Source organism: Streptomyces sp. T028 (assembly GCF_048159505.1).
Taxonomy (GTDB): domain Bacteria; phylum Actinomycetota; class Actinomycetes; order Streptomycetales; family Streptomycetaceae; genus Streptomyces.
Genome location: NZ_JBLRVZ010000011.1, coordinates 10,606 through 30,809, shown reverse-complemented (window position 1 = coordinate 30,809; position 20,204 = coordinate 10,606). Strand labels below are relative to the sequence as shown.

The following is a 20,204-nucleotide window of genomic DNA, read 5'->3' as shown; positions in this document are numbered from 1 at the left end:
GTGTCTCTGCCCCACTGAATGCGGCATACGCCGTGTGCCGGCGTATGCACTGGTCGACAGGTAAGAGGGCAGTAAGTCGAAGGCGGTTCCATCAGTTTCCGCGAGACTCGGGCGGCAAGGCGCCCCGGGGCGGCGGCACACCTGAAAGAGTCGGTTCATGCAGGTCTGGCCTGGAGAGGCGTACCCCCTCGGTGCCACGTACGACGGCGCCGGCACGAACTTCGCGGTCTTCACGGAGGCCGCGGACCGAGTAGAGCTGTGTCTGCTGCACGACGACGGCTCGGAGACGGCGGTGGAACTGCGGGAGAGCGACGCGTTCGTCCGGCACGCGTACGTGCCCGGCGTGATGCCCGGTCAGCGCTACGGCTTCCGGGTGCACGGTCCGTACGACCCCGCGCGCGGGCTGCGCTGCAACTCGGCGAAGCTGCTCCTGGACCCGTACGCCAAGGCGGTCGCGGGCGCGATCCGGTGGGGCGAGGAGGTGTACGGCTACCCCTTCGGTTCCCCCGAGAAGCGCAACGACCTCGACTCCGCGCCGCACACGATGACGTCGGTGGTGGTCAACCCGTACTTCGACTGGGGCGACGACCGGCCGCCGCGCACCGAGTACCACCGCACGGTGATCTACGAGGCCCATGTGAAGGGTCTGACGATGCTCCATCCGGGGCTGCCGGAGGAGCTGCGCGGCACCTACGCGGCCCTCGCGCACCCGGCACTGATCGAGCATCTGACCGGGCTCGGGGTGACGGCGCTGGAGCTGATGCCGGTGCACCAGTTCGTCAACGACCACCGGCTGGTCGACATGGGGCTGAACAACTACTGGGGCTACAACACGATCGGTTTCTTCGCCCCGCACAACGCGTACGCCTCCTGGGGCGACCGGGGCCAGCAGGTGCTGGAGTTCAAGTCGGCGGTGCGGGCGCTGCACGACGCGGGGATCGAGGTGATCCTCGACGTGGTCTACAACCACACCGCCGAGGGCAGCCATCTGGGCCCGACGCTGTCGTTCCGCGGGATCGACAACCAGAAGTACTACCGGCTGGCCGAGGACGCCCGCTACTACACGGACACGACGGGCACGGGGAACTCGCTGCTCATGCGGTCCCCGCACGTCCTGCAGATGATCATGGACTCGCTGCGGTACTGGGTGACCGAGATGCACGTGGACGGCTTCCGCTTCGACCTCGCGGCGACGCTCGCCCGGCAGTTCCACGAGGTGGACCGGCTGTCGTCGTTCTTCGACCTGGTGCAGCAGGACCCGGTGGTCTCCCAGGTGAAGCTGATCGCGGAGCCGTGGGACGTGGGCGAGGGCGGCTACCAGGTGGGCAACTTCCCGCCGCTGTGGACGGAGTGGAACGGCAAGTACCGGGACACCGTGCGCGATCTGTGGCGGGGCGAGCAGCGCACGCTCGCGGAGTTCGCCTCCCGGCTGACCGGCTCCTCCGACCTCTACCAGGACGACGGCCGCCGCCCGCTGGCCTCGATCAACTTCGTGACCTGCCACGACGGGTTCACCCTGCACGACCTGACGGCGTACAACGACAAGCACAACCTGGCCAACGGGGAGGACAACCGGGACGGCGAGAGCCACAACCGGTCGTGGAACTGCGGGACGGAGGGCGAGAGCGACGACCCGGAGGTGCTGCGGCTGCGGGCCCGCCAGATGCGCAACTTCGTCGCCACGCTGCTGCTGTCCCAGGGTGTGCCGATGATCAGCCACGGGGACGAGTTCGGGCGTACGCAGAAGGGCAACAACAACGCCTACTGCCAGGACAGCGAGCTGGCGTGGGTGCACTGGCCCGAGGGCGGCAGCGAGCTGCTGGACTTCACGCGCGCGCTCACCCGGCTGCGCCGCGAGCACCCCGTGTTCCGGCGGCGGCGCTTCTTCCACGGGCGGCCCGTGGAGGGCACCCACGACGAGCTGTCGGACATCGCCTGGTTCACTCCGGAGGGCGGCGAGATGGCCCAGCGGGACTGGGAGCGGGCGCAGGCGTCGGCGCTGTCGGTGTTCCTCAACGGCAACGCGATCTCTGAGCCGGGGCCGCGCGGGGAGCGGATCTCCGACGACTCCTTCCTGCTGCTGTTCAACGCCTCGTCGAAGCCCCTGGAGTTCGTGGTGCCCGTCGACCACGGGCGGCAGTGGCAGGTGGTCGTGGACACCGCCGACCCGGAGCCCGTCGCGCAGGGTGCGGGCCGCAAGGTGCAGGCGGGCGACCGGCTGACCCTGGTGGACCGGAGCATGACGGTGCTGCAGCGGCCGGCCTGAGCCCGCGCGGTGTTCGCGGTGAGCCCGGTGAGCCCGGGTGACAGGAAAGCGGGCGGGGCGGGTACGTAGGTCTCCATGACCTCTGCGCGCCCCGCCCCCGTCACACCCACGGCCACCTACCGGCTGCAGCTGCAGCCCGCGTTCCCGTTCGCGGCCGCGGCGGAGGCCGTGCCGTATCTGGCCTCGCTCGGTGTGTCGCATCTGCATCTCTCGCCGGTCCTGGAGGCCGTACCGGGCTCGCCGCACGGCTACGACGTGGTGGACCACGCGCGCGTGCGTGCGGAACTGGGCGGCGAGGAGGGGCTGCGGGCGCTGGCGGGCACCGCGCGGGAGCACGGGCTCGGGCTGGTCGTGGACATCGTGCCGAACCACATGGCGATGGTGCCGCGCCACAACCGCGCCCTGTGGGAGGTGCTGCGGGAGGGCCCGGAGTCGCCGTACGCGCGCTGGTTCGACATCGACTGGGAGGCGGGCGGCGGCCGGCTGCTGCTCCCCGTCCTCGGCGGCCCGGTCGGCGCGGAGCTGGAGCGGCTGCGGGTCGACGGCGGGGTGCTGCGCTACTACGACCATGTCCTGCCGTTGCGGGAGGGCACCGCCGAGCTGCCGCTGCCGCACCTGCTGGACGCCCAGTGGTACCGGCCGGTGTGGTGGCGGCTGGCCCGCACCGAGCTGAACTACCGACGGTTCTTCAGCATCTCGGAGCTGATCGGGGTGCGGGTGGAGGACCCGGAGGTCTTCGAGGCCACCCACGGCACGATCCTGCGGCTGCTGCACGAGGGCGTCCTCGACGGGCTGCGGATCGACCACCCGGACGGCCTCGCCGACCCCGACGGCTATCTGGAGCGGCTGCACGAGGCCACCGGCGGCCGCTGGACGGTCGTGGAGAAGATCCTCGCGGACGGGGAGCGGCTGCCGGACTCCTGGCCCGTCGCCGGCACCACCGGCTACGACGCCCTGCGCCGCGTCGACGGCCTCTTCACCGATCCCGCGGGGGCCCGGGAGCTGCTGGACCTGTACCGGCGCTTCGCGGCCCCGCAGACCGACCGCGGCGGCGACTGGGCGGCGACCGCGCGGCGGGCCGCGTACGGGGTGCTCTCGCACGAGCTGGCGGCCGAGCGGGACCGGCTGACCCGGCTCGCCTCCCGGATCTGCGCGGACGCCCCGGATCCCGCCCTGCGCGACCGGGCGCCCTGGGCGCTGCGCACGGCCCTGGAGGAGCTGCTGGTCCGGCTGGAGGTGTACCGGCCGTACGCCTCGGGCGACGCGGCCGCCGTGGTCACCGAGAAGGCGGCCGAGGAGGCCCGGGGGGCGTTCACGGTGGCGGAGGAGGCGGGCGCCGTCGACGTGGTGCGGTCGCTGGTGCTCGGCGGGGCGGGGCCGCTGCGCGCGGAGTTCCGGGCCCGCTTCGCGCAGACGGCGTCCGCGCTGCGCGCCAAGGCCGTGGAGGACACGGCGTTCTACCGGTACGTCCCGCTGCTCGCGGCGAACGAGGTGGGCGGCGAGCCGGGCCGCCCCGGGGTGTCCCCGCCGGAGTTCCACGCGTACTGCGCGCGCGTGCAGCGCGACTGGCCGGCGACCGGGACGGCCGTCTCGACGCACGACACCAAACGCAGCGCCGACGTACGGGCCGCGCTGGCCGTGCTCACCGAGTGCCCGGACCGCTGGGCGGAGGTCCTGGAACGGGTCACGCGCGCGGAGGCGGAGGTGCCGGACGGTCAGCTCGCGTGGGCCGCCTGGCAGACGGTCTTCGGACTGGGCCCGGCGGCCCCCGAGCGCGTCCAGGAGGCGCTGCTCAAGCACGTGCGCGAGGCGGGCCTGTACACGAGCTGGACCGAGCAGGAGCCGCCGTACGAGGAGGCGGTGGCCGCGTTCGTCGCGGTGGGCCCGTGCGGGGCGCCCGGCGAGCGGGTGGCGGAGCTGCGCCGCGCGCTGGACCCGCACATCCGGGCCAATGTGCTCGGCACGGCTTTGGTGCATCTGACGATGCCGGGCGTGCCGGACGTCTACCAGGGGACGGAGGACGACTACCGCGCCCTGGTGGACCCGGACAACCGGCGTCCCGTACGGTTCCCCCCCGAGGATCCCGGCCCCAAGGCGGCGGTGACCCGGGCCGCGCTGCGGCTGCGCCGGCGCCGGCCGGGCTCGTTCGGGGCCGCGGCGACGTACGAGCCGTTGACCGCCGAGGGGCCGGCCGCGGAGCACTGCCTGGCGTTCGCGCGCTCGGGCGGGACGGTCACGGCCGTGACCCGGCTGTCGCTGCGGCTGGCGCGGGCGGGCGGCTGGCGGGAGACCCGGCTGCCGCTGCCGCCGGGGCGGTGGGCCGACGTCCTGACACCGGGCCGGGAGTTCGAGAGCCACGCACGCGTGGCGGACCTTTTCGCTGAGCTGCCGGTGGCGTTGCTGGAGCGCGCGGACTGAACTGCAGCGCCCCAAAGGGGCGCGGGGCCTTGTCGACATGCGGCTCCGCCGCGATGGGGGTCCCCCCCCCGCTCATGGGGGTCCCTCCCGCTCGAGCGAAGCCGAGAGTGGGGGGAGAAGCCGAGAGTGGGGGAACGACCAGCCACGACGGACCCGCAGGTGACGCACCGGGCTTCCGCCGAGCGCTCAGCCCTTCCGGGCGCCCCCGAAGGCTCCCCTGGGCGTTCTTGACAGTTCACGGAGTCCGTGGGGTACTGCGGAGAGCGAAGCCGGTCGGACATGACGGGGGTGAGTCTCCTGCCGGTGCTGCGCTACCCGACGGTGAGTGAACTGACGTCCCGCGCCCGGGCACTGACCGTGCGGCATCCCGGTCTGTGCGCCCTGCGGCAGGTGGGGCTCTCCCGCGCGGGCCGTCCGCTGCAGCTGCTGTCCGTGGGGCGCGCGCGGCGGGCCGTGCTGGTCGTCGCGGGTGCCCACGCCAACGAGCCCACCGGCGGCCCCACCCTGCTGGCCCTGGCCGAACGGGTGCTGCACGAACGGGAGTTGCGCAGTGACACCTCCTGGCACTTCCTGCTGTGCGCGGACCCGGACGGCGCGAGTCTGCACGTCACGCCCGCGCCGCGCAGTCTGCTGGAGTACCACCTCGGGTTCTTCCGGCCCGCGGGCCCGGAGCAGCCGGAGTGGTCGCCCGCCGTGCTGCCGCCCGACCGGCTGCCACCCGAGACCCGCGCGCTGACCCGGGTCATCGACGAGCTGCGGCCCTACCTCCAGGTGACCCTGCACGGCACCGATCTGGGCGGCAGCTGGGTGCAGTTGACGAAGGACATCCCGGGGCTCGCCGAGCCGTTCGCGAAGTCGGCGGCGCAGTTGCACATCCCCGTCGAGACGGGCGCCTCGGACGCGGCGGGCTGGCCGGTGTCCGGGCCGGGGGTGCGGGTGATGCCGGACGCCGACGCGGGGGCGGCGTACCCGAGCATGCCGGACGACGCCCGGAACAGTACCTGGTACCACGCGCATCGCTACGGCGGTCTGACGGCGGTGGTGGAGGTGCCGATGTGGGCGAGCGACCTGGTGGACGACTCCGCTCCGCATCCCGCGCCGGCCGCGGCGATCCGGCGTCTCGCGGCGCGGCTGCTGCGGGACGCGCGGGAGGTGGAGCGGGTGCACGCCGAGGCGCTGCCGCGTCTGGAGGGCGTGGACGGGCCGCTGCTGCGGGCGGCGAGATGGGCGCTGGAGCTGGTGCCGGGACTGGCCGCGGACTGGACCCACACCCCGCCCGCGGACACGACGATGGCGTACGTCGGCAGCGTGGACGCCTTCGCCCGGCGGCTGCCCCTGAGGGCGGCGGCGATGCTGTGGCGGGTGCTGCAGGAGAGCGACGACCACGCGGCCCCGCGGCTGGAACAGCTCGTCGAGGTGTGGAGCGACGCGTTCGCCGTCCGCTTCGGCGCCCGCTGGGTACCGCTGGAGCACCAGGTCGAGCACCAGAGCCGTACGGTCGTCGCGGCGGCCCTGCACGCGCGCGAGAGGGCGGCGTAGGGCACACGCGCGTACCGTGACGCCGCCCCCTCTGCCGGGGTCAGGCCCCGGGTGCCGCGGTCTCGGTCTCGTCCAGGGCGAACACCGCGCCCGTCCTGGCCTGCATCTCGCAGGCGTTCGAGAAAGTCTCGGTGTACGCGACGGGACGCCCGTTCCACTGTCCGCTCGCGTGGGCCGTCACCGGCGCGTAGACGAGGGTGCAGACGGTGTCCCGGGCGGCCGGGAGGGCGTGGAGGTCGCCGTTGACCGCGGTGAGCTGGTCGCAGGCCTCGGCGGCGCGGCGGTGGCCCTGGGGCGGGCCGCACAGCAGCAGGGCGCCGCGGGTGCCGGCGGTGGGGGCGGTGTCCCGGGTGACCGAGAGCTGGAGCCAGTTGCCGGGCTTGGGAGCCTGCGATGCCGGGGGTGCCGGGGAGGTCTGGGAAGCCGCCTGTACCGGAGCGGCACCGGCGGCGAGGAGGAGGGCTGCCACGGCCGGCAGCAGGGCGCGCCGCACGGGTGCCGGGGGAAGGGGGTGCGGGGCGGGGTGCGAGTGTCTCATTCCCGGTGCATCGGCACGGCGGCCTGGGTTCCCCAGTCCGGCTCACCCGAACGCGTGGGCCGGCGGGGCCGACCGGCCAGTTCGAACGCCGCGAGCACGACCCGCGCCTGGTACTCCACCTGGCGGGCGACGGGGATCCAGCGGGCCTGGCAGTCGTCCCGGTAGGCGGCGCACCACCGGTCGATGAGCGCGTCCAGCTCCGGCAGCACCCCGGCCGGGTCGTGGTCCGCGCCCCTGACGAGCTGGTGCAGCAGGCCCGCCGTGCGGACGGCGATGCGCCGCCCCGCGATGCGCAGTGCGGTCAGATGGGCGGTGCTCAGCGGCGGAAGGGGGTGCCCGGGGTCGGCGGTGTCGGGGTCCCAGGCGTCGGCGAGCCCGGGGCAGACCAGCAGGTAGTCGTCGACGGGCGCGAGCAGCCGGTCCGCCTCGGTGGTCCCGGCGAGCCGGGGCCGCACCCGGGCGAGGATGTCCTCCAGCACGCGTGAGTCGTGGCGCAGGTCGCCGCTCACGGCCCGCAGCGCCGCGTCCCGGTCGGCGGGCGGGGAGCCGTCCTCCACGGCGGCCACGCCCCACATGGGCGCCTCGACGACCGCGGTGACCGTGCCGTGCCGGTGCGGGTGGTACCAGGTGGACTCGACGGCGGCCTCGGTGATGGCGGCGGCCAGGTCGCGCGGGTGCGGCGGCGGGATCCGGTAGACGGCGGGTCCCAGGCCGGGCCAGTACAGGGTGTCGTAGGCGCCGAGTTCACGCGGGATGCCGAGGCGGGCGGCGGCGTGGGCCATGCGCCGGTCGATGCCGGGCAGGTCGCGGGTGAGTTCGACGAAGCCGCCGCCGACGTCGACGCCGTGCAGCGAGCACTGGAAGAAAGGTTTCAGTTCGTCCTGGAGGCGGAGCAGCGCGCGGGTCTCCGGGAGTGCGGCGGCGGCCGCCCCGTCGGGCAGCCACTCGGGCTGTTCGAGGAAGCCGGGCCGGAAGAAGTGCCGGAAGTAGCGGCCGAGGCTGTAGGGGCCGGTCAGCCAGCCCTCGTTGCGGCGCAGGCCGTCGGGGTCGAGGCAGAGCAGCAGGTTCCAGGTGGCGTCGGCGCCCTCGGTGAGCCGGGGGTCGGCGAGGGCGCGTTCGGCCAGTCTGAGGACGGTGGCGCCGCCGACGGGCTCGTTGGCGTGCGGTCCGGCGACGACGAGGGCCTGGCGGGCGCCCCGGCCGACGGAGAGCAGCCACAGCGGGGTGCCCGCGCGGGAGACGCCGACGCGGCGGAGCCTGGCGTCCCGGGGGCGGCGGGCGGCGAGCGCGGCGGCACGGGCCGCGAGCTCGTCCACGGTCGGGTAGCGGAGGAGTGGCGGCAGGGCACACCTCCATGACGGCGCCGTCGCTTCACCGGGCGTATCCGGTGTACGCACCCTGTGTCATGGTGTGGGGGTACGTCAACACCACCGTATCCGCCCTTACTTGGGCAAGACGGTCGAGCCGCCCCGCCCGGTCGCCCGGCGGCGGCGCGGTTCAGTTGACGGAGAGGCGGAACGCCACCTTCCCGAAGGAGACCTGGTCGCCCTCGCGGACGACGGCCGCGCCGATGACCCGGCGGCCGTTGACGGTGGTGCCGTTGGTGGAGCCGAGGTCGCGCAGCACCCACATGCCGCCCTGCCGGGTGAGTTCGGCGTGCACCCGCGAGACGCTCTCGTGGGTCAGCCGCAGCCCGTTGACGGGGTCGCGGCCGATGCGCAGCGCCTGTTCGGTGCCCGGATGCGGCAGCAGCAGCTTGGGCAGCCGCTCGGCCTGCCAGGCCCGGCGCAGCCGCACGGTGAACCCGGAGAGGGCCTCGACGGAGCCGAAGACCACGCGCGCGAAGCGGTTCTCCTTGGGCAGGTCGGCGGTGAGCGCCGCCAGTTCGTCGGAGTGGTGGGCGGCGAGCGCGAGTTCCATGCGCCGGATGAACGTGTCGTGCGACAGGCGGCCCATGGCGACGCCGTCACGCAGCACCTTCAGCGCCCTGTCGCGCTCCGCGTCGGACAGCCGCGCGGGGTACGGGTTCACCTCAAAAGACGACGTCACGCTCGTGATTGTCGGTCAGTGAACCCCGGGTGTCCAGGAAACGGGGAAACGCTCGCACGCGCGCGTGGCCGAAGACACCCGCCGCGCCGGGGGTGTTGCCTCGGTGGTGGGGTCCGTTTGGAGCACGATGGACCCGGCTACATCACGGTGAGCAGACGTAAGGGGAACCGTCCGTGCAGTTCGAGGTGTGGGCACCACAGGCCGGCCGGGTGACGCTGGAGTGCGACGGCGTCACACGCGCGCTCCGGCCCGATCCGGAGCGGGCCGGCTGGTGGACGGGCGAGGCCGAGGCCGTCGACGGTACGCGGTACGGCTTCGCGGTGGACGACGGTCCGGTGCGTCCGGACCCGCGCTCGCGCCGTCAGCCGGACGGGCCGGACGGGCTGAGCGCGGTCGTCGACCAGGACCGGTACGCGTGGCGCGTGGAGTGGTCCGGGCGACCGCTGCCGGGCGCGGTCCTGTACGAGCTGCACGTGGGCACGTTCACCGCCGACGGCACCCTGGACGCGGCCGCCGGGCGTCTCGGCCATCTGGCCGAACTGGGCGTCACCCACGTCGAGTTGATGCCGCTGTGCCCGTTCCCGGGCCGGCACGGCTGGGGGTACGACGGGGTCTCGCCGTGGGCGGTGCACGAGCCGTACGGCGGTCCCGAGGCACTGAAGCGGTTCGTCGACCGGGCGCACGGACTGGGGCTCGGCGTCGTCCTGGACGTCGTGCACAACCACCTGGGCCCGTCGGGCAATTACCTGCCCGAGTTCGCCCCGTACTTCACCGAACGCCATCACACGCCCTGGGGCGCGGCCGTCAACCTGGACGCGCCCGGCTCGGACGAGGTGCGGGCGTACCTGCTGGGCAGTGCGCTGGCCTGGCTGCGGGACTACCGGATCGACGGGCTGCGGCTGGACGCGGTGCACGCGCTCGCCGACACGCGCGCGTGCCACTTCCTGGAGGAGCTGTCGACGGCGGTGGACGCGCTCGCCGCCGACACTGGCCGGCCGCTGTTCCTGATCGCCGAGTCCGACCTCAACGACCCCCGGCTGATCACGCCCCGCCGCCAGGGCGGCCTCGGGCTGCACGCCCAGTGGAACGACGACTTCCACCACGCCCTGCACACCGCGCTCACCGGGGAGTCCCAGGGCTACTACGCCGACTTCGCGCGCGATCCGTTCGCGGCGCTCACCAAGACCCTCACCGGCGGGTACTTCCACGACGGCGGGTACTCCGGCTTCCGGGAGCGGCGCCACGGGCGCCCGCTGGACCGCGCCCGCGTCCCCGCGCACCGGCTGCTGGGCTACTCCCAGACCCACGACCAGGTCGGCAACCGGGCGCAGGGCGACCGGCTCGGGGCGGCGCTCTCCCCCGGGCTGCTCGCCTGCGCCGCGGCGCTGACGCTGACCGCGCCGTTCACGCCGATGCTGTTCATGGGCGAGGAGTGGGCGGCGGGCACGCCCTGGCAGTACTTCACCGACCACACCGATCCCGAGCTCGCCGAAGCCGTACGGCGGGGCAGGCGGCGGGAGTTCGCGGCGCACGGCTGGGCCGAGGCGGACGTACCGGACCCGCAGGAGCCGGCGACCCGGGACCGCTCCTGCCTGGACTGGGCGGAGCCGGAGCGTGACCCTCACGCGCGCGTGCTGGCCTGGTACCGCGAGCTGATCGCGCTGCGGCACGCGCAGCCGGACCTCACCGACCCCGACCTCGCCGACATCAAGGTCGCCCATGACGCCCGGGCACGGTGGCTCGCCTTCCGGCGGGGGGACGTGCGTGTGGCGGTGAACCTCGGCAAGAACCCGGCGGCGATTCCGCTCGGGCCCCGCCCGGCCCGCGTCCTCGCCGCGTGGGAGCCGGTTTCCGTCCCGGGGGCGGACGGGCTGCTTCAGGTGCCTGGGGAGTCGTGCGTGGTGCTGTTGCAGGAGTGAGCGTTTCCCGGTGTCGGGCGAGCGGCATCCCGGGGGGGCGGATCCTGTCGTCTGCCGAGTGCGGGTTCGTCGTGGCCGGTCGCGCAGTTCCCCGCGCCCCTTGGGGGCGCAGTGCCGGCCGTCGCTCAGCCGCCCAGGCGCATTTGCCCTACCCCTCCTCGTCCTCCCGGAGGTCCGTCACGCGTTCCAGCAGGATCGGCTCCCAGGCGTGGCGGAGGTGGGTGTGCAGGACGGGGAGCGGGGTCGTGCCGTGGCCGTTCAGGCGGTCGGCGAGACGGCTGACGCTGTCGCAGCGGGCGAGCCAGAGGCCGCGCAGGCAGGGGCGGGCGCCGTAGCCGGCGAGGGTGGCGGCGCGGACGGCGGCGCCGGAGCCGACAGCGAGGGCGAGTCCGGCGATGTCCTCGGCGGGGTCGCCGATCACCGCGTCCGTCCAGTGGAGGACGCCGCGTACCCGGCCGTCGGCGCTGACCACGAGGTGCTCGCCGCGCAGCCGGTGGTGGACGAGCACGGCGGTGGCGGGCTGCGCGGCGAGCTGGGCGGCGCCGGCCTGGGTGAGCTGGTGCAGGCGCCCGGGGTCGAACTCGTCGGCGCGGGCGAGGGTGTCGGCGGCGGCCACGGCCATGCGGCGCAGCGCCTCCAGGGAGCGCGGGGCGGTGCGGGGCACGCCGAGCGTCTCGGCCTGCCGGGGCGGTACCTCGCGCAGTCCGCCGAGGAGGCCCGCGAGGTCGGCCTCGCCGACGGCGGACACGTCGTGCTCCTCGGCGGTGCCGCCGGGCACCTTGGTGTCCAGGGTGTAGGTGAGCCCCGGGGACCACTCGCCGTGCGCGACGCTGGTCGGCACGGCGACGGGCACGTGCGGGCGGACGAGGTCCCGCAGCCGCAGTTCGCGGCGCCGGCGGACGGTGGCGTCGTGGTCGGGGGCGAGCCGCAGCACATGCCGGGTGCCGACCCACCAGGTCCAGTGCCCGCCCTCCTCGGCGACGGGCCTCACCTGGGGTCCCGGTCCGCCTGGGCCGCCCTCCTTGAGGAGCGCGCGGACCAGTCGGCGGACGGTGTCCGCGGTGGGTGTCGGTGCCTGGGTCATGATCGCGCCGTTGCCGTTCGGGTGGGTGCCGGACTCCTGAGGGGTGGGCTGGTGGGGCGGGCTCAGTCGACGACGACCAGCTCGCGGGTGGTGTCGTTGAGGCGGCGGCCGCCGTCCTCGGTGACGGTGACGATGTCCTCGATGCGTACCCCGAACCGGCCGGGCAGGTACACGCCGGGCTCCACGGAGAAGCACATGCCGGGCACGAGGGCCTGTTCCTCGCCCTCGATCATGTACGGCGGCTCGTGGGTGGTGACGCCGATGCCGTGGCCGGTGCGGTGGATGAAGTACGCGCCGTACCCGGCGTCGGCGATGACCGCGCGGGCGGCCCGGTCGACCTCCTGGCAGGCGACACCGGGGCGTACGGCGCGGAAACCGGCCTCCTGGGCCTCGCGGACGAGGTCGTGGACCCGGCGTTCCTCGTCGGTGGGTTCGCCGACGTGGACGGTGCGGGAGGTGTCGGAGCCGTAGCCGTCCTTGAGGCCGCCGAAGTCGAGGACGACCATGTCGCCGCGTTCGATGACCCGGTCGCCGACCTCGTGGTGCGGGTTGGCGCCGTTGGGGCCGGAGGCGACAATGGTGAAGTCGACCTGGGAGTGCCCGAACCGGCGCAGCAGCTCGGCGAGGTCGGCGCCGACGTCGGACTCGCGGCGCCCGGCGAAGGGCATGGTGCGGATCTCCTCGAACGCCCGGTCGGCGGCGGCGCCCGCGGCGGCCATCAGCTCCAGCTCGGCCGTGTCCTTGACGGCCCGCAGCATCGGCAGGACGTCGGTGAGGGCGGCGTAGGAGGTGCCGGGCAGGGCCCGTTGCAGGCCCAGCAGGTGCATCGCCCAGGCGTTGTCGCTGACGCCGAACCGTCCGCGCGGGTCGAGGAGGGCGGCGGTGACGGCGTAGGGGTCCTTGCCGTCGGTCCAGTCCCGCAGGGTGAGCGCGGAGGCGCCGGCCGCCTTCGCGGCGTCCGGGGCCTCCAGGGTGGGGACGACGAGGACGGGGTCGTGGCCGGGGGCCAGGGCGAGCAGGGTGAGCCGTTCGGTGGCGGCGGGGGGTGCGTACCCGGTGAGCCAGACGAGGTCGGGTCCCGGTGCCACGAGCAGCCCGGCGAGTCCGGCGTCGGCGGCGTCGCGCGCCGCGCGTTCCATACGGGCCCGGTAGTCGTCGGCGGTGAAGGGCGCGTACGCGGTGCCGGTCATCCGGGTCTCCCTCGGTGGTGACGATGACTACGGGCAGTATCCTGCCCGGACAGCGGGGGCCGCGCGAGCCGGTTCGCGCGGCGCACGCGGGCGCGTCGGGCCCGCTCAGCCCTCCAGCGCCATACGGACACCCAGGAGCAGCAGCACGCCGCCGGAGACCTGCTCCAGGCGGCGGCGCACCCCGGCCCGGGACAGCACGGCCTTCATCCGGCCGACGAACCAGACGTAGAGGCCGTAGTAGCCGACCTCGTAGACGGCCCACAGGGCGGCGAGGCCCACCTCCCCCACTGCCTTAAGGGCGTGGGAGGTGCCCCCATGGGCAGGTGCGGGGCGCCCTCGGGGACGAACTGCGGCAGGAAGGACAGGGCGAAGACGGCCGCCTTGGGGTTGGCGAGGTTCAGCAGCAGCCCGGCCCGGTAGGACGCCCGGCCGCTCCGTTCCCCGGTGTCCCAGTCCGTGGCACCGGCACCGGCACCGTCGTCACCGTCCCGCTTCATGCGGCGCGCCTGCCGCAGCGCCTGGACGCCGAACCAGACCAGCACGATCGCGCCGACGACGCGCATCACGTCGTACGCCACCTGGGAGGCCGCCAGCAGGGCGGTCAGGTCAGAAAGCCGGCGCGGCGGCTGCGCAGCGACTCCTTGATGATCAGCACGGTGCTGGGTCCGGGTGAGGCGGCGACGAGCGTGCAGGCGCCGAGGAAGGCGAGGAGGGTGCTGGGCATGGGCTCATGGTCGCCCTCCGGGGGCTGCCGTGACCAGTGGCGCTCGACGGGGGCCGGTCCGCCGCGCCACGCCTTCCGGCCGGGTGAGCTCACACGACCACACCGGGAACGACGACCAACTGATGGTGGACGCCGCTCTCATGACGGATCGTCAGAGTGACCTGGCGACCGGGGCGGGTCTCTCCGACCGCGCGGGCCAGGTCCGTCGCCGAGTCGATCCGCGTCCCGCCGAACGCCAGCAGGACGTCTCCTCGCACCAGCCCCGCGGTGTACCCGGGCCCTGGCACGTGGACGGCGACGATCCGGGCGCCCGCCCGCTCCGCGTCCACGGCCTCCACGCCCAGGGTGGCGCGGGCGGACCGGGGCGACGACGCGGCGGAGCCCGGACGCGCGGGCTCGGCCAGGGCCCGTCCCGTCTTCCGCTGGAACTCCGTCAGTCCGCTCATCCCGATCGCGGTCGCCCCGACCGTGCCCAGCCCCACGCCGGAGAGCAGGAGTAGCGCTCCGGCGAGCAGGACGAGCAACGGGGCCGTCAGCCGGCCGCCTCGGAGGGCGGCGTGCGGGTGCCGGGCCCGGCCGCCCCTCTCGGCGCCGCCGCCGGGGTCCTGGCCGGGCAGGGGCTTGGGACGCAACGCGGTCTGTTCCATGGATCGCCTCCGCCTGGTGCCCTACCCGGGGCACCGGCGCCCGACGTACCACGAACGAGTGAGACTGGCTCAGGGGCAGCAGCGGTACGGGCGGAACGACTGCCCACAGCGGCGAGGTCAGCCGGTGTGGCCCGCCGTGTGGGGGACGGGCACAGCGGGGGCGCGGTCCGGGAGGAAGCCGTGGGCTCGGCGGGCGAGGTGGGCGGGCTTGTAGCGGTCGACCTCGCGATGCCAGTGCAGCACGCCGGCCATCCAGTTCCGCAGGTCGGCCACGTAGTTCCCCATCGCGGCCCGCGCCTCGGCGGACAGCTGGAAGTCGTCGTACAGGACGGGCAGTTCGTGCGCGACGATGTGTTCGAACTGGCGCATCCGCTGGGTCATCAGGTCGTGGACGATGCCGAGCGCGGTCGGGTAGTCGCAGCCGAAGAAGTTCTGCACGACGAGGATCGCGTTGTGCATCTCGCCCTCGTACTCGATCTCCTTCTGGTACGAGAAGACGTCGTTGGTGAGACAGCCGTGGTCGATGGCGGCGTTCTCCAGGGCCTGGACCGGGCCGGTGCGGTGGATCTCGGGCGGGATCGCGGGGCCCTGGCCCATGCGGCACATGCTCAGGGTGAGGTCGGAGCCGAAGGTGGCGCGGCGCATCTCCAGATAGTCGACCGGGTCGGGGACGCGGTTCTGGACATGGTTGGACAGCTCCCACAGCCAGCTCTCGGTCATCTTGTCGACGGCGGCGCGCAGGGGACGCCGCTCGTCGGGGGTCAGACCGGCGGTCGTGCGGGCCCACAGGTCGATCAGGCCGCGTTCCATGCCGTTGACGGGGACGACGGGTACCGGCTCGTCGTCGAGGGGCATGCAGGCCGACAGGCGGGCGGTGGTCAGGCGGGCGCCGGCCAGGTCGTGGCGGCGACCGAAGACCAGGGGGTAGTAGTCGTCGGCGTAGGTGCCCCAGGCGAGCCACTGGGCGCTGAGGTCGAGGGCCTCGGGGGTGGCGTCCGGATCGAGGCCGGCCGAGCACAGCGGGAGGTCGTAGGCGTCGAGCTTGTCCTCGTCCCAGACGCCCTCCGCCAGCATGCCCGTGCCGTGCATCCACGCGGTCAGGCGGGGGCGGGCCGCCGCCAGATGGGGGCTGAGTTCGACCTGGTAGGGCATGTGGAAGTCGGGCAGCAGCGACGGGCCGACCTTCTGGAACGGCACGTGCGCGTAGGCGCGCAAGCGTTCCGAGGCGGCCGAGGCGAGAAGCGCCACGACGTCGGCGGCGGTGGTGCCCGGGCCGGTCAGCCGCTGCCAGGGGGCGACGGAGACGGCGCCCTGGTTCATGTAGCGGCTGGAGCGCAGGTGCCACTCGTGGCCGCCGGACTGCCAGTCCTGCAGGCCCTTGGTGTACGCGGCGACGGCGGCTACCTCGTCGGGACCGAGACCCTTCTCCAGGGCGAGGGCGGGCACCTCGGTGAACGCGGTGTGCTCGAACTGGTGGAGACGGGAGGTGAGGATGTCGTTGACGGTGTCGGCTGCCTCCTGGGTGGTGCAGCCGAAGAAGGTCTCCAGGACGAGCACGCCGTTGCTGTTCTCCCCCTCGTCCTCGACCTCGCGCTGGTAGGAGAACAGGTCGTTGCGCAGGTGGACGGCGTCGGAGAAGGTCTCCATCAGCACACGCAGCGGCCTGGAGCCGGCCACGGACGCGGGGACCTCGGCGGTGGCGTACTCCACGAGCCCGGCCGACCAGGGGGCGCCGCCCACCTTGCGCCGCATCTCGATGTACTCGACGGGGTTCGCGATCCGCCCCTCGTCGATGTTGGACAGCTCCCACATCGACTCGTTGAGGAGATGTTCCGTGGCCACGGCGAAGCGGCGCAGCCAGTCCTGCGACATGGCGGGCACGGTGCGCTCCCACAGGTCCTTCAGCCCCGCCTCGACCGGGTTGCGCGGCTCGGGTACGGGCGCGGCCGGGTCCAGCGGCATGAACAGCGGGAGCCGCTCCAGATGGGCCTTGCCGGCGGCGCGGTCCGGGATGCGCTTGAACATGTCGAGGAAGTGGTCGTCGAAGAAGAACACCCACACGTACCAGTCCGTGATCAGCGACAGCGCGGTGCCGTCGCAGTCGGGGTGGGTGTAGGCGCAGAGCAGGCCGTAGTCGTGCGCCTCCAGGTCGGCCTGCTCCCAGATCCCGGACCCCTCCAGCATGCCCATGTCGCGCGCCCAGCGCGTCGAGTGGGCGCGTGCCTCCTCGACATGCGGGTTCAGCCGGGCGGGGTGCGGCATGTAGAAGTGCGGGAGTTCGAACGGCTGCGTCATGACCGGGGCCCTACCCGGGGGCCCGGGAGGCATCCGTACGGCGGCACATGATCACACCATCGCGTGAACCGGACGCGCAAGGCCGCCCGCGAGATCCCCCGGTTCCCCCACACGCGCCCTTCGTGGGCGTCGGCGGGGAGCGGTTCGATCACGCCCTTCAGGCAGCTCTCCAGAGTCGCGTCCAGGGCGCCGCGAACGGCGGGGTCGTAGGGGAAGGCGTCCCGTACCTGCCGGATGATCGCCGGGTGCCGCTCGGCCAGGACGCCGTGCGCGAAGGAACCGGGCTCGTCGCCGACGATGACGGGCGGCGGGACGGTTCGGTGTCGGGCATACGGCTCACCTTGACATGCTCCTCGCCCTGAAGGGCGAGGATTCTGGCCTTCCCTGACTGGTCGCTGAGCCGCTACGCGGCACGGGGTCCGGTCGGGAATCCATGGCTTCCTGTTTCTTCGCGCTGTGCCGGGATCTCTCCTGGTCTTACCGGCGCTCCGCAGGCCGGTACCGCCAGTCCGGCGGCCTGTTTGACGTTGATCGCGGCATTGTGGTCCCGGTCGTGGACCGCGCCGCAGGCGGTACAGGTCCATTCCCGGACGTCGAGGGGTTTGGGTCCGTCCACGGCGCCGCAGGTGGAGCAGGTCTGGGAGGTCGGTGATCAGGCGCGTGGACAGCTGACCGGCCGTCGGGAACGGCCGCCCGGCCTTACGGGCGTCCTCACGGGCGCGGACCGCGTCGTTGAACACGACGCGGGCGCACCCGAACGCCCTGGCCAGCGCGGCCCGCTGGGCGGCATCGGGGTACAACCTGAAGGCGTACCTGAGCTGCATGGCGATCACAGCAGGCAAGTCGAACCCACGTCGTCACCGGGAACATGTGAGCGACTCGTCACCGTCACGAGCAGGGTCCGGCTCCGCCGGAACGCCACCGCGACGCCACCGTCAGATTCGCCTCACCCCCGGCCTGAAGGCCGGAGAACCGCGAATGAATCCCGGTAGCGCCCGTGGTGGGCGCGGGTCGGGTATTCGTCAGCGTGTGAACGCCCCCGTGTCCCGCCGCTCCGGTCAGCCCACCATGATCTCCCGCTCCAGGCGCGCCGCCAGGCTGAGATAGCGCGGGCGGCGGGGCACCGGGACGAGGCCGCGGATGAGGACGAACCACATCTCGGCCATACGGCGCGGCAGCCGGGCCGCCGGCTCGCGGGAGCGGCCCACGACCCGGGTGCCCACGAAGAAGCAGACCAGGGAGTGGGCGACGGCGTCGATGTCGACGTCCGGATGGATGTCGGACTCCTTCATCGCGCCCACGAGCCGACGGGTCATCAGCTCCAGCCACTCCGTGAACGGATGCCGCAGGGGTGGCTTCACCGGGACTCCCCCGGTGGCGAGCCGGAGCCCCGCGCGGGCGATCGGGCCCTCGACCGAAAGCCGCGCGAGGCCGAACGTGAGGCGCATCAGCGCTTCGAGTGCCGGATAGCCCCGGTCGTCGATCTCGACGGCGACCCGGCGTGAGGCCTGGGACTGCAACTCCATGATGGCGTGGGCGAGATCCTCCTTGGCCGCGAAGTGGAAGTAGAGCGCTCCCTTGGTGACATGGGCGTGCTCGACGATCTCGCTCAGGCTCGTCGATTCGTAGCCGTGCCGGTCGAACAGGTCGGCAGCGGCCGTGATGATCGTCGCGCGGGTCTGTTCGGCGCGTAACTGCCTCGCCATCGACTGGCACTCTCCTGGGCCGGTAAAGAACGGGTCATGCCGTTTGTTTCTTACCCCCAGTACACAATAGCTCACCGTGCGGCGGTACCCACCAGGCACTCGAAGACCGTCGACTCCCCTTGGGTTCCGACGACTTGCACGTCGGTCCCATGACCTCCCTTGGCCTCGATCCAGATGGGTTCGTCCAGCTCGGCGTACCGCTGGAAGTGCGCGTGGTACGCCACGGGCGACTGGTCGTCGGCTCTGAGCAGCCGGGCTGCCTGGCGGGCCGCCTCCAGGAGCAGCATGCCGGGAACGTGGTCCAGTGGATGGTCAAAGAAAACGGGGTGTGCGGTATCTACCCGCAGCTGCCAGCGGTCGGTTCCGTCGGCGGGGGCGAGGACCACGTCGGTGGGCAGCGCGCGGTTCACGTCGGCCGGCGCGAGACCGTCCGGCGGGGGTGCCGCGGTCACCGACTCGGGGGTGCGCCCGCCGCGCAGCCGGCGGTAGACGGGCCCGCCGACGACGGTGAAGGCGACGTCCGCCGTGGCCACCGGTTCGCCCTCGCGCCGTACGAGGGCGGTGTACCGGGCCCCGGCGGGGCGCCGGCCGCGGTACTGGACCTCGGTGAAGACCAGCTCCACCTCGGGTTCCGCCGGCAGCGGGCCCACAGCCAACCGCCCTGCCACTGTGGCGACTTGGAACTCCTGCATGACGAACTGGTGATCCAGGGGAACGTCGTACTCGGCATGCGTGATCAGGGTGCCGGCCTGCCGGACCGTCTCGACGACGAGCAGCGGGTCATAAGCGGACCAGTCGGGCGACACGTGTAACCCATGGGCCCGTGGCCACTGGGCGGAGACCGAGAACCGGTCGTCCCCGGTACGCCGCCAGCCGGTCAGCAGGGTCTCCGACAGGGCCGCGCGGTGCACGAGTTGCCGAGGCACGGTTGCGGTCAAGGACGGAGCGTCGGCAAGCTGCCGCGGTCGAGTCATGTCTCTCCCTACGGTCCCCCGAAGGCCATGGCAGACGGCGAAACCGTCCGCTCCGGTAAGCGTTAGAGTACGAGGCGACCGGTTTGTTTTCAATGAGATCAGTCGACGGCATCCTATGATCGGGGCGGACCGCGGGAGATCGCGGGTTCCGGCCAACTCCGTGCCGTGAAGGGGCTCTTATGGCGAAACAGGAGCGCGCCATCCGGACGCGCAGGGCGATCGTGGAGGCGGCCGGCGCGGTCTTCGACGAGCACGGCTACATGTCCACCACCATCGCCATGGTCCTGGAGCGCGCCGAAGTCACCAAGGGCGCCCTGTACTTCCACTTCGCGTCGAAGGAATCACTCGCCCAGGCCGTCCTGAACGAGCAGGTGCCGTTCGGCGCGGTGCCGCCGCAGTCCTGCAAGCTGCAGGAGATCGTCGACATGACCTTCGTGGTGGGTCAACGGCTGCTGAGCAACGCGCTGTTGCGGGGCAGTGTGCGGCTGGCGGTGGACCAGGAGACGCCGTCCGGCATCGATCACGGCGAGCCGTTCCGGCAGTGGGCGCAGCGGCTCACCTCCCTGCTGGAACTGGCCCGCGAGCGGGGCGAGTTGCTGCCGACGGTGAAGCCCCGGGAGACCGTGGAGCTGCTGGTGGGTTCCTTCACCGGCATCCAGCTGATGTCGCGGGCGCTCACCGGCCGCGCGGATCTCGCCGACCGGCTGTCGGTGATGTGGGCGCACATGCTGCCGAGCATCGCGGTGCCCGGTCTGCTGCCGCGCCTGGACACCCGGGCCGACCGGGGCGAGCGGGTACTGGCCTCGCTGGAGGAGCGGGCGGCGTCCTGACGGCGTACGGGAACAGCGCGGCGGG

14 protein-coding genes and 3 pseudogenes are annotated in these 20,204 nt (G+C 73.2%); 5 read left to right on the top strand and 12 right to left on the bottom strand.

The window, feature by feature from the left end; all coding sequences use genetic code 11:
* Positions 1–157: 157 nt before the first annotated feature.
* The 3 genes from glgX to ACLZN2_RS11450 all read left to right on the top strand — a co-directional run bounded on the left by glgX (position 158) and on the right by ACLZN2_RS11450 (position 6,223).
* Positions 158–2,266 (top strand): glycogen debranching protein GlgX, encoded by a 2,109-nt coding sequence (gene glgX, locus ACLZN2_RS11460; RefSeq protein ID WP_416978280.1) that lies wholly within the window; start codon positions 158–160, stop codon positions 2,264–2,266.
* Positions 2,267–2,341: 75 nt separating this feature from the next.
* Positions 2,342–4,684 (top strand): malto-oligosyltrehalose synthase, encoded by a 2,343-nt coding sequence (treY, locus tag ACLZN2_RS11455; RefSeq protein ID WP_416978279.1) that lies wholly within the window; start codon positions 2,342–2,344, stop codon positions 4,682–4,684.
* 288 nt (positions 4,685–4,972) lie between these two features.
* Positions 4,973–6,223 carry a M14 family zinc carboxypeptidase gene (locus ACLZN2_RS11450; RefSeq protein ID WP_416978442.1) on the top strand — a complete coding sequence of 417 codons (1,251 nt, stop codon included), beginning with the start codon at positions 4,973–4,975 and terminating at the stop codon, positions 6,221–6,223.
* Positions 6,224–6,263: 40 nt separating this feature from the next.
* On the opposite strand, the gene ACLZN2_RS11445 is transcribed toward ACLZN2_RS11450, so the two are convergent.
* From ACLZN2_RS11445 to ACLZN2_RS11435, 3 genes are all read right to left on the bottom strand, one after another.
* Positions 6,264–6,761: an SSI family serine proteinase inhibitor gene (locus tag ACLZN2_RS11445; RefSeq protein WP_416978278.1), complete on the bottom strand. Its 498-nt coding sequence runs from the start codon at positions 6,759–6,761 to the stop codon at positions 6,264–6,266.
* A complete protein-coding gene (locus ACLZN2_RS11440) occupies positions 6,758–8,077 on the bottom strand; it encodes a M14 family zinc carboxypeptidase (RefSeq protein WP_416978277.1) in 1,320 nt (439 codons plus the stop codon). The genes ACLZN2_RS11445 and ACLZN2_RS11440 overlap by 4 nt, the downstream gene beginning before the upstream one ends.
* Before the next feature lie 181 nt (positions 8,078–8,258).
* Entirely contained in the window at positions 8,259–8,810 is a 552-nt protein-coding gene (locus ACLZN2_RS11435) for an FHA domain-containing protein (RefSeq protein WP_416978276.1), read from the bottom strand.
* A gap of 173 nt (positions 8,811–8,983) precedes the next feature.
* Here ACLZN2_RS11435 and treZ point away from each other — a divergent pair, with 173 nt between their 5' ends.
* On the top strand, positions 8,984–10,729 hold the full coding sequence (gene treZ / locus ACLZN2_RS11430) for a malto-oligosyltrehalose trehalohydrolase (RefSeq protein WP_416978275.1): 1,746 nt from the start codon (positions 8,984–8,986) through the stop codon (positions 10,727–10,729).
* A gap of 148 nt (positions 10,730–10,877) precedes the next feature.
* Here the strand turns inward: treZ and ACLZN2_RS11425 are convergent, their stop codons facing one another.
* From ACLZN2_RS11425 to ACLZN2_RS11385, 9 genes and pseudogenes are all read right to left on the bottom strand, one after another.
* A complete protein-coding gene (locus tag ACLZN2_RS11425; protein WP_416978274.1) occupies positions 10,878–11,813 on the bottom strand; it encodes an aminoglycoside phosphotransferase family protein in 936 nt (311 codons plus the stop codon).
* A gap of 62 nt (positions 11,814–11,875) precedes the next feature.
* Positions 11,876–13,003, bottom strand: a complete 1,128-nt coding sequence (locus ACLZN2_RS11420; RefSeq protein ID WP_416978273.1) for a M24 family metallopeptidase — start codon at positions 13,001–13,003, stop codon at positions 11,876–11,878.
* A gap of 105 nt (positions 13,004–13,108) precedes the next feature.
* Positions 13,109–13,727, bottom strand: a pseudogene (locus ACLZN2_RS11415) (LysE family translocator).
* 89 nt (positions 13,728–13,816) lie between these two features.
* Positions 13,817–14,374 carry a PDZ domain-containing protein gene (locus ACLZN2_RS11410; protein ID WP_416978272.1) on the bottom strand — a complete coding sequence of 186 codons (558 nt, stop codon included), beginning with the start codon at positions 14,372–14,374 and terminating at the stop codon, positions 13,817–13,819.
* A 117-nt stretch (positions 14,375–14,491) separates the two neighbouring features.
* Positions 14,492–16,669 (bottom strand): germacradienol/geosmin synthase Cyc2, encoded by a 2,178-nt coding sequence (gene cyc2 / locus ACLZN2_RS11405; protein ID WP_416978271.1) that lies wholly within the window; start codon positions 16,667–16,669, stop codon positions 14,492–14,494.
* Between the two features lie 403 nt (positions 16,670–17,072).
* Positions 17,073–17,318 (bottom strand): annotated as a pseudogene (locus ACLZN2_RS11400) (zinc ribbon domain-containing protein); the annotation flags it as partial.
* 55 nt (positions 17,319–17,373) lie between these two features.
* A pseudogene (locus tag ACLZN2_RS11395) lies at positions 17,374–17,493 on the bottom strand (helix-turn-helix domain-containing protein); the annotation flags it as partial.
* Positions 17,494–17,727: 234 nt separating this feature from the next.
* Positions 17,728–18,375 (bottom strand): ScbR family autoregulator-binding transcription factor, encoded by a 648-nt coding sequence (locus ACLZN2_RS11390; protein WP_416978270.1) that lies wholly within the window; start codon positions 18,373–18,375, stop codon positions 17,728–17,730.
* Between the two features lie 71 nt (positions 18,376–18,446).
* Positions 18,447–19,313, bottom strand: a complete 867-nt coding sequence (locus tag ACLZN2_RS11385; protein ID WP_416978269.1) for a ScbA/BarX family gamma-butyrolactone biosynthesis protein — start codon at positions 19,311–19,313, stop codon at positions 18,447–18,449.
* A 215-nt stretch (positions 19,314–19,528) separates the two neighbouring features.
* Between ACLZN2_RS11385 and ACLZN2_RS11380 the strand changes: the two genes are divergently transcribed.
* Complete coding sequence (locus ACLZN2_RS11380; RefSeq protein WP_416978268.1) at positions 19,529–20,179, top strand: ScbR family autoregulator-binding transcription factor; 651 nt, start codon at positions 19,529–19,531, stop codon at positions 20,177–20,179.
* The last annotated feature ends 25 nt before the right edge of the window (positions 20,180–20,204 follow it).

Excerpts from the sequence above, each read along its gene's own strand:
- glgX (WP_416978280.1), top strand. The coding sequence starts at position 158 with ATGCAGGTCTGGCCTGGAGAGGCGTACCCCCTCGGTGCCACGTACGAC.
- treY (WP_416978279.1), top strand. The coding sequence starts at position 2,342 with ATGACCTCTGCGCGCCCCGCCCCCGTCACACCCACGGCCACCTACCGG.
- ACLZN2_RS11445 (WP_416978278.1), bottom strand. The coding sequence starts at position 6,761 with ATGAGACACTCGCACCCCGCCCCGCACCCCCTTCCCCCGGCACCCGTG.
- ACLZN2_RS11425 (WP_416978274.1), bottom strand. The coding sequence starts at position 11,813 with ATGACCCAGGCACCGACACCCACCGCGGACACCGTCCGCCGACTGGTC.
- ACLZN2_RS11420 (WP_416978273.1), bottom strand. The coding sequence starts at position 13,003 with ATGACCGGCACCGCGTACGCGCCCTTCACCGCCGACGACTACCGGGCC.
- ACLZN2_RS11410 (WP_416978272.1), bottom strand. The coding sequence starts at position 14,374 with ATGGAACAGACCGCGTTGCGTCCCAAGCCCCTGCCCGGCCAGGACCCC.
- cyc2 (WP_416978271.1), bottom strand. The coding sequence starts at position 16,669 with ATGACGCAGCCGTTCGAACTCCCGCACTTCTACATGCCGCACCCCGCC.
- ACLZN2_RS11390 (WP_416978270.1), bottom strand. The coding sequence starts at position 18,375 with ATGGCGAGGCAGTTACGCGCCGAACAGACCCGCGCGACGATCATCACG.
- ACLZN2_RS11380 (WP_416978268.1), top strand. The coding sequence starts at position 19,529 with ATGGCGAAACAGGAGCGCGCCATCCGGACGCGCAGGGCGATCGTGGAG.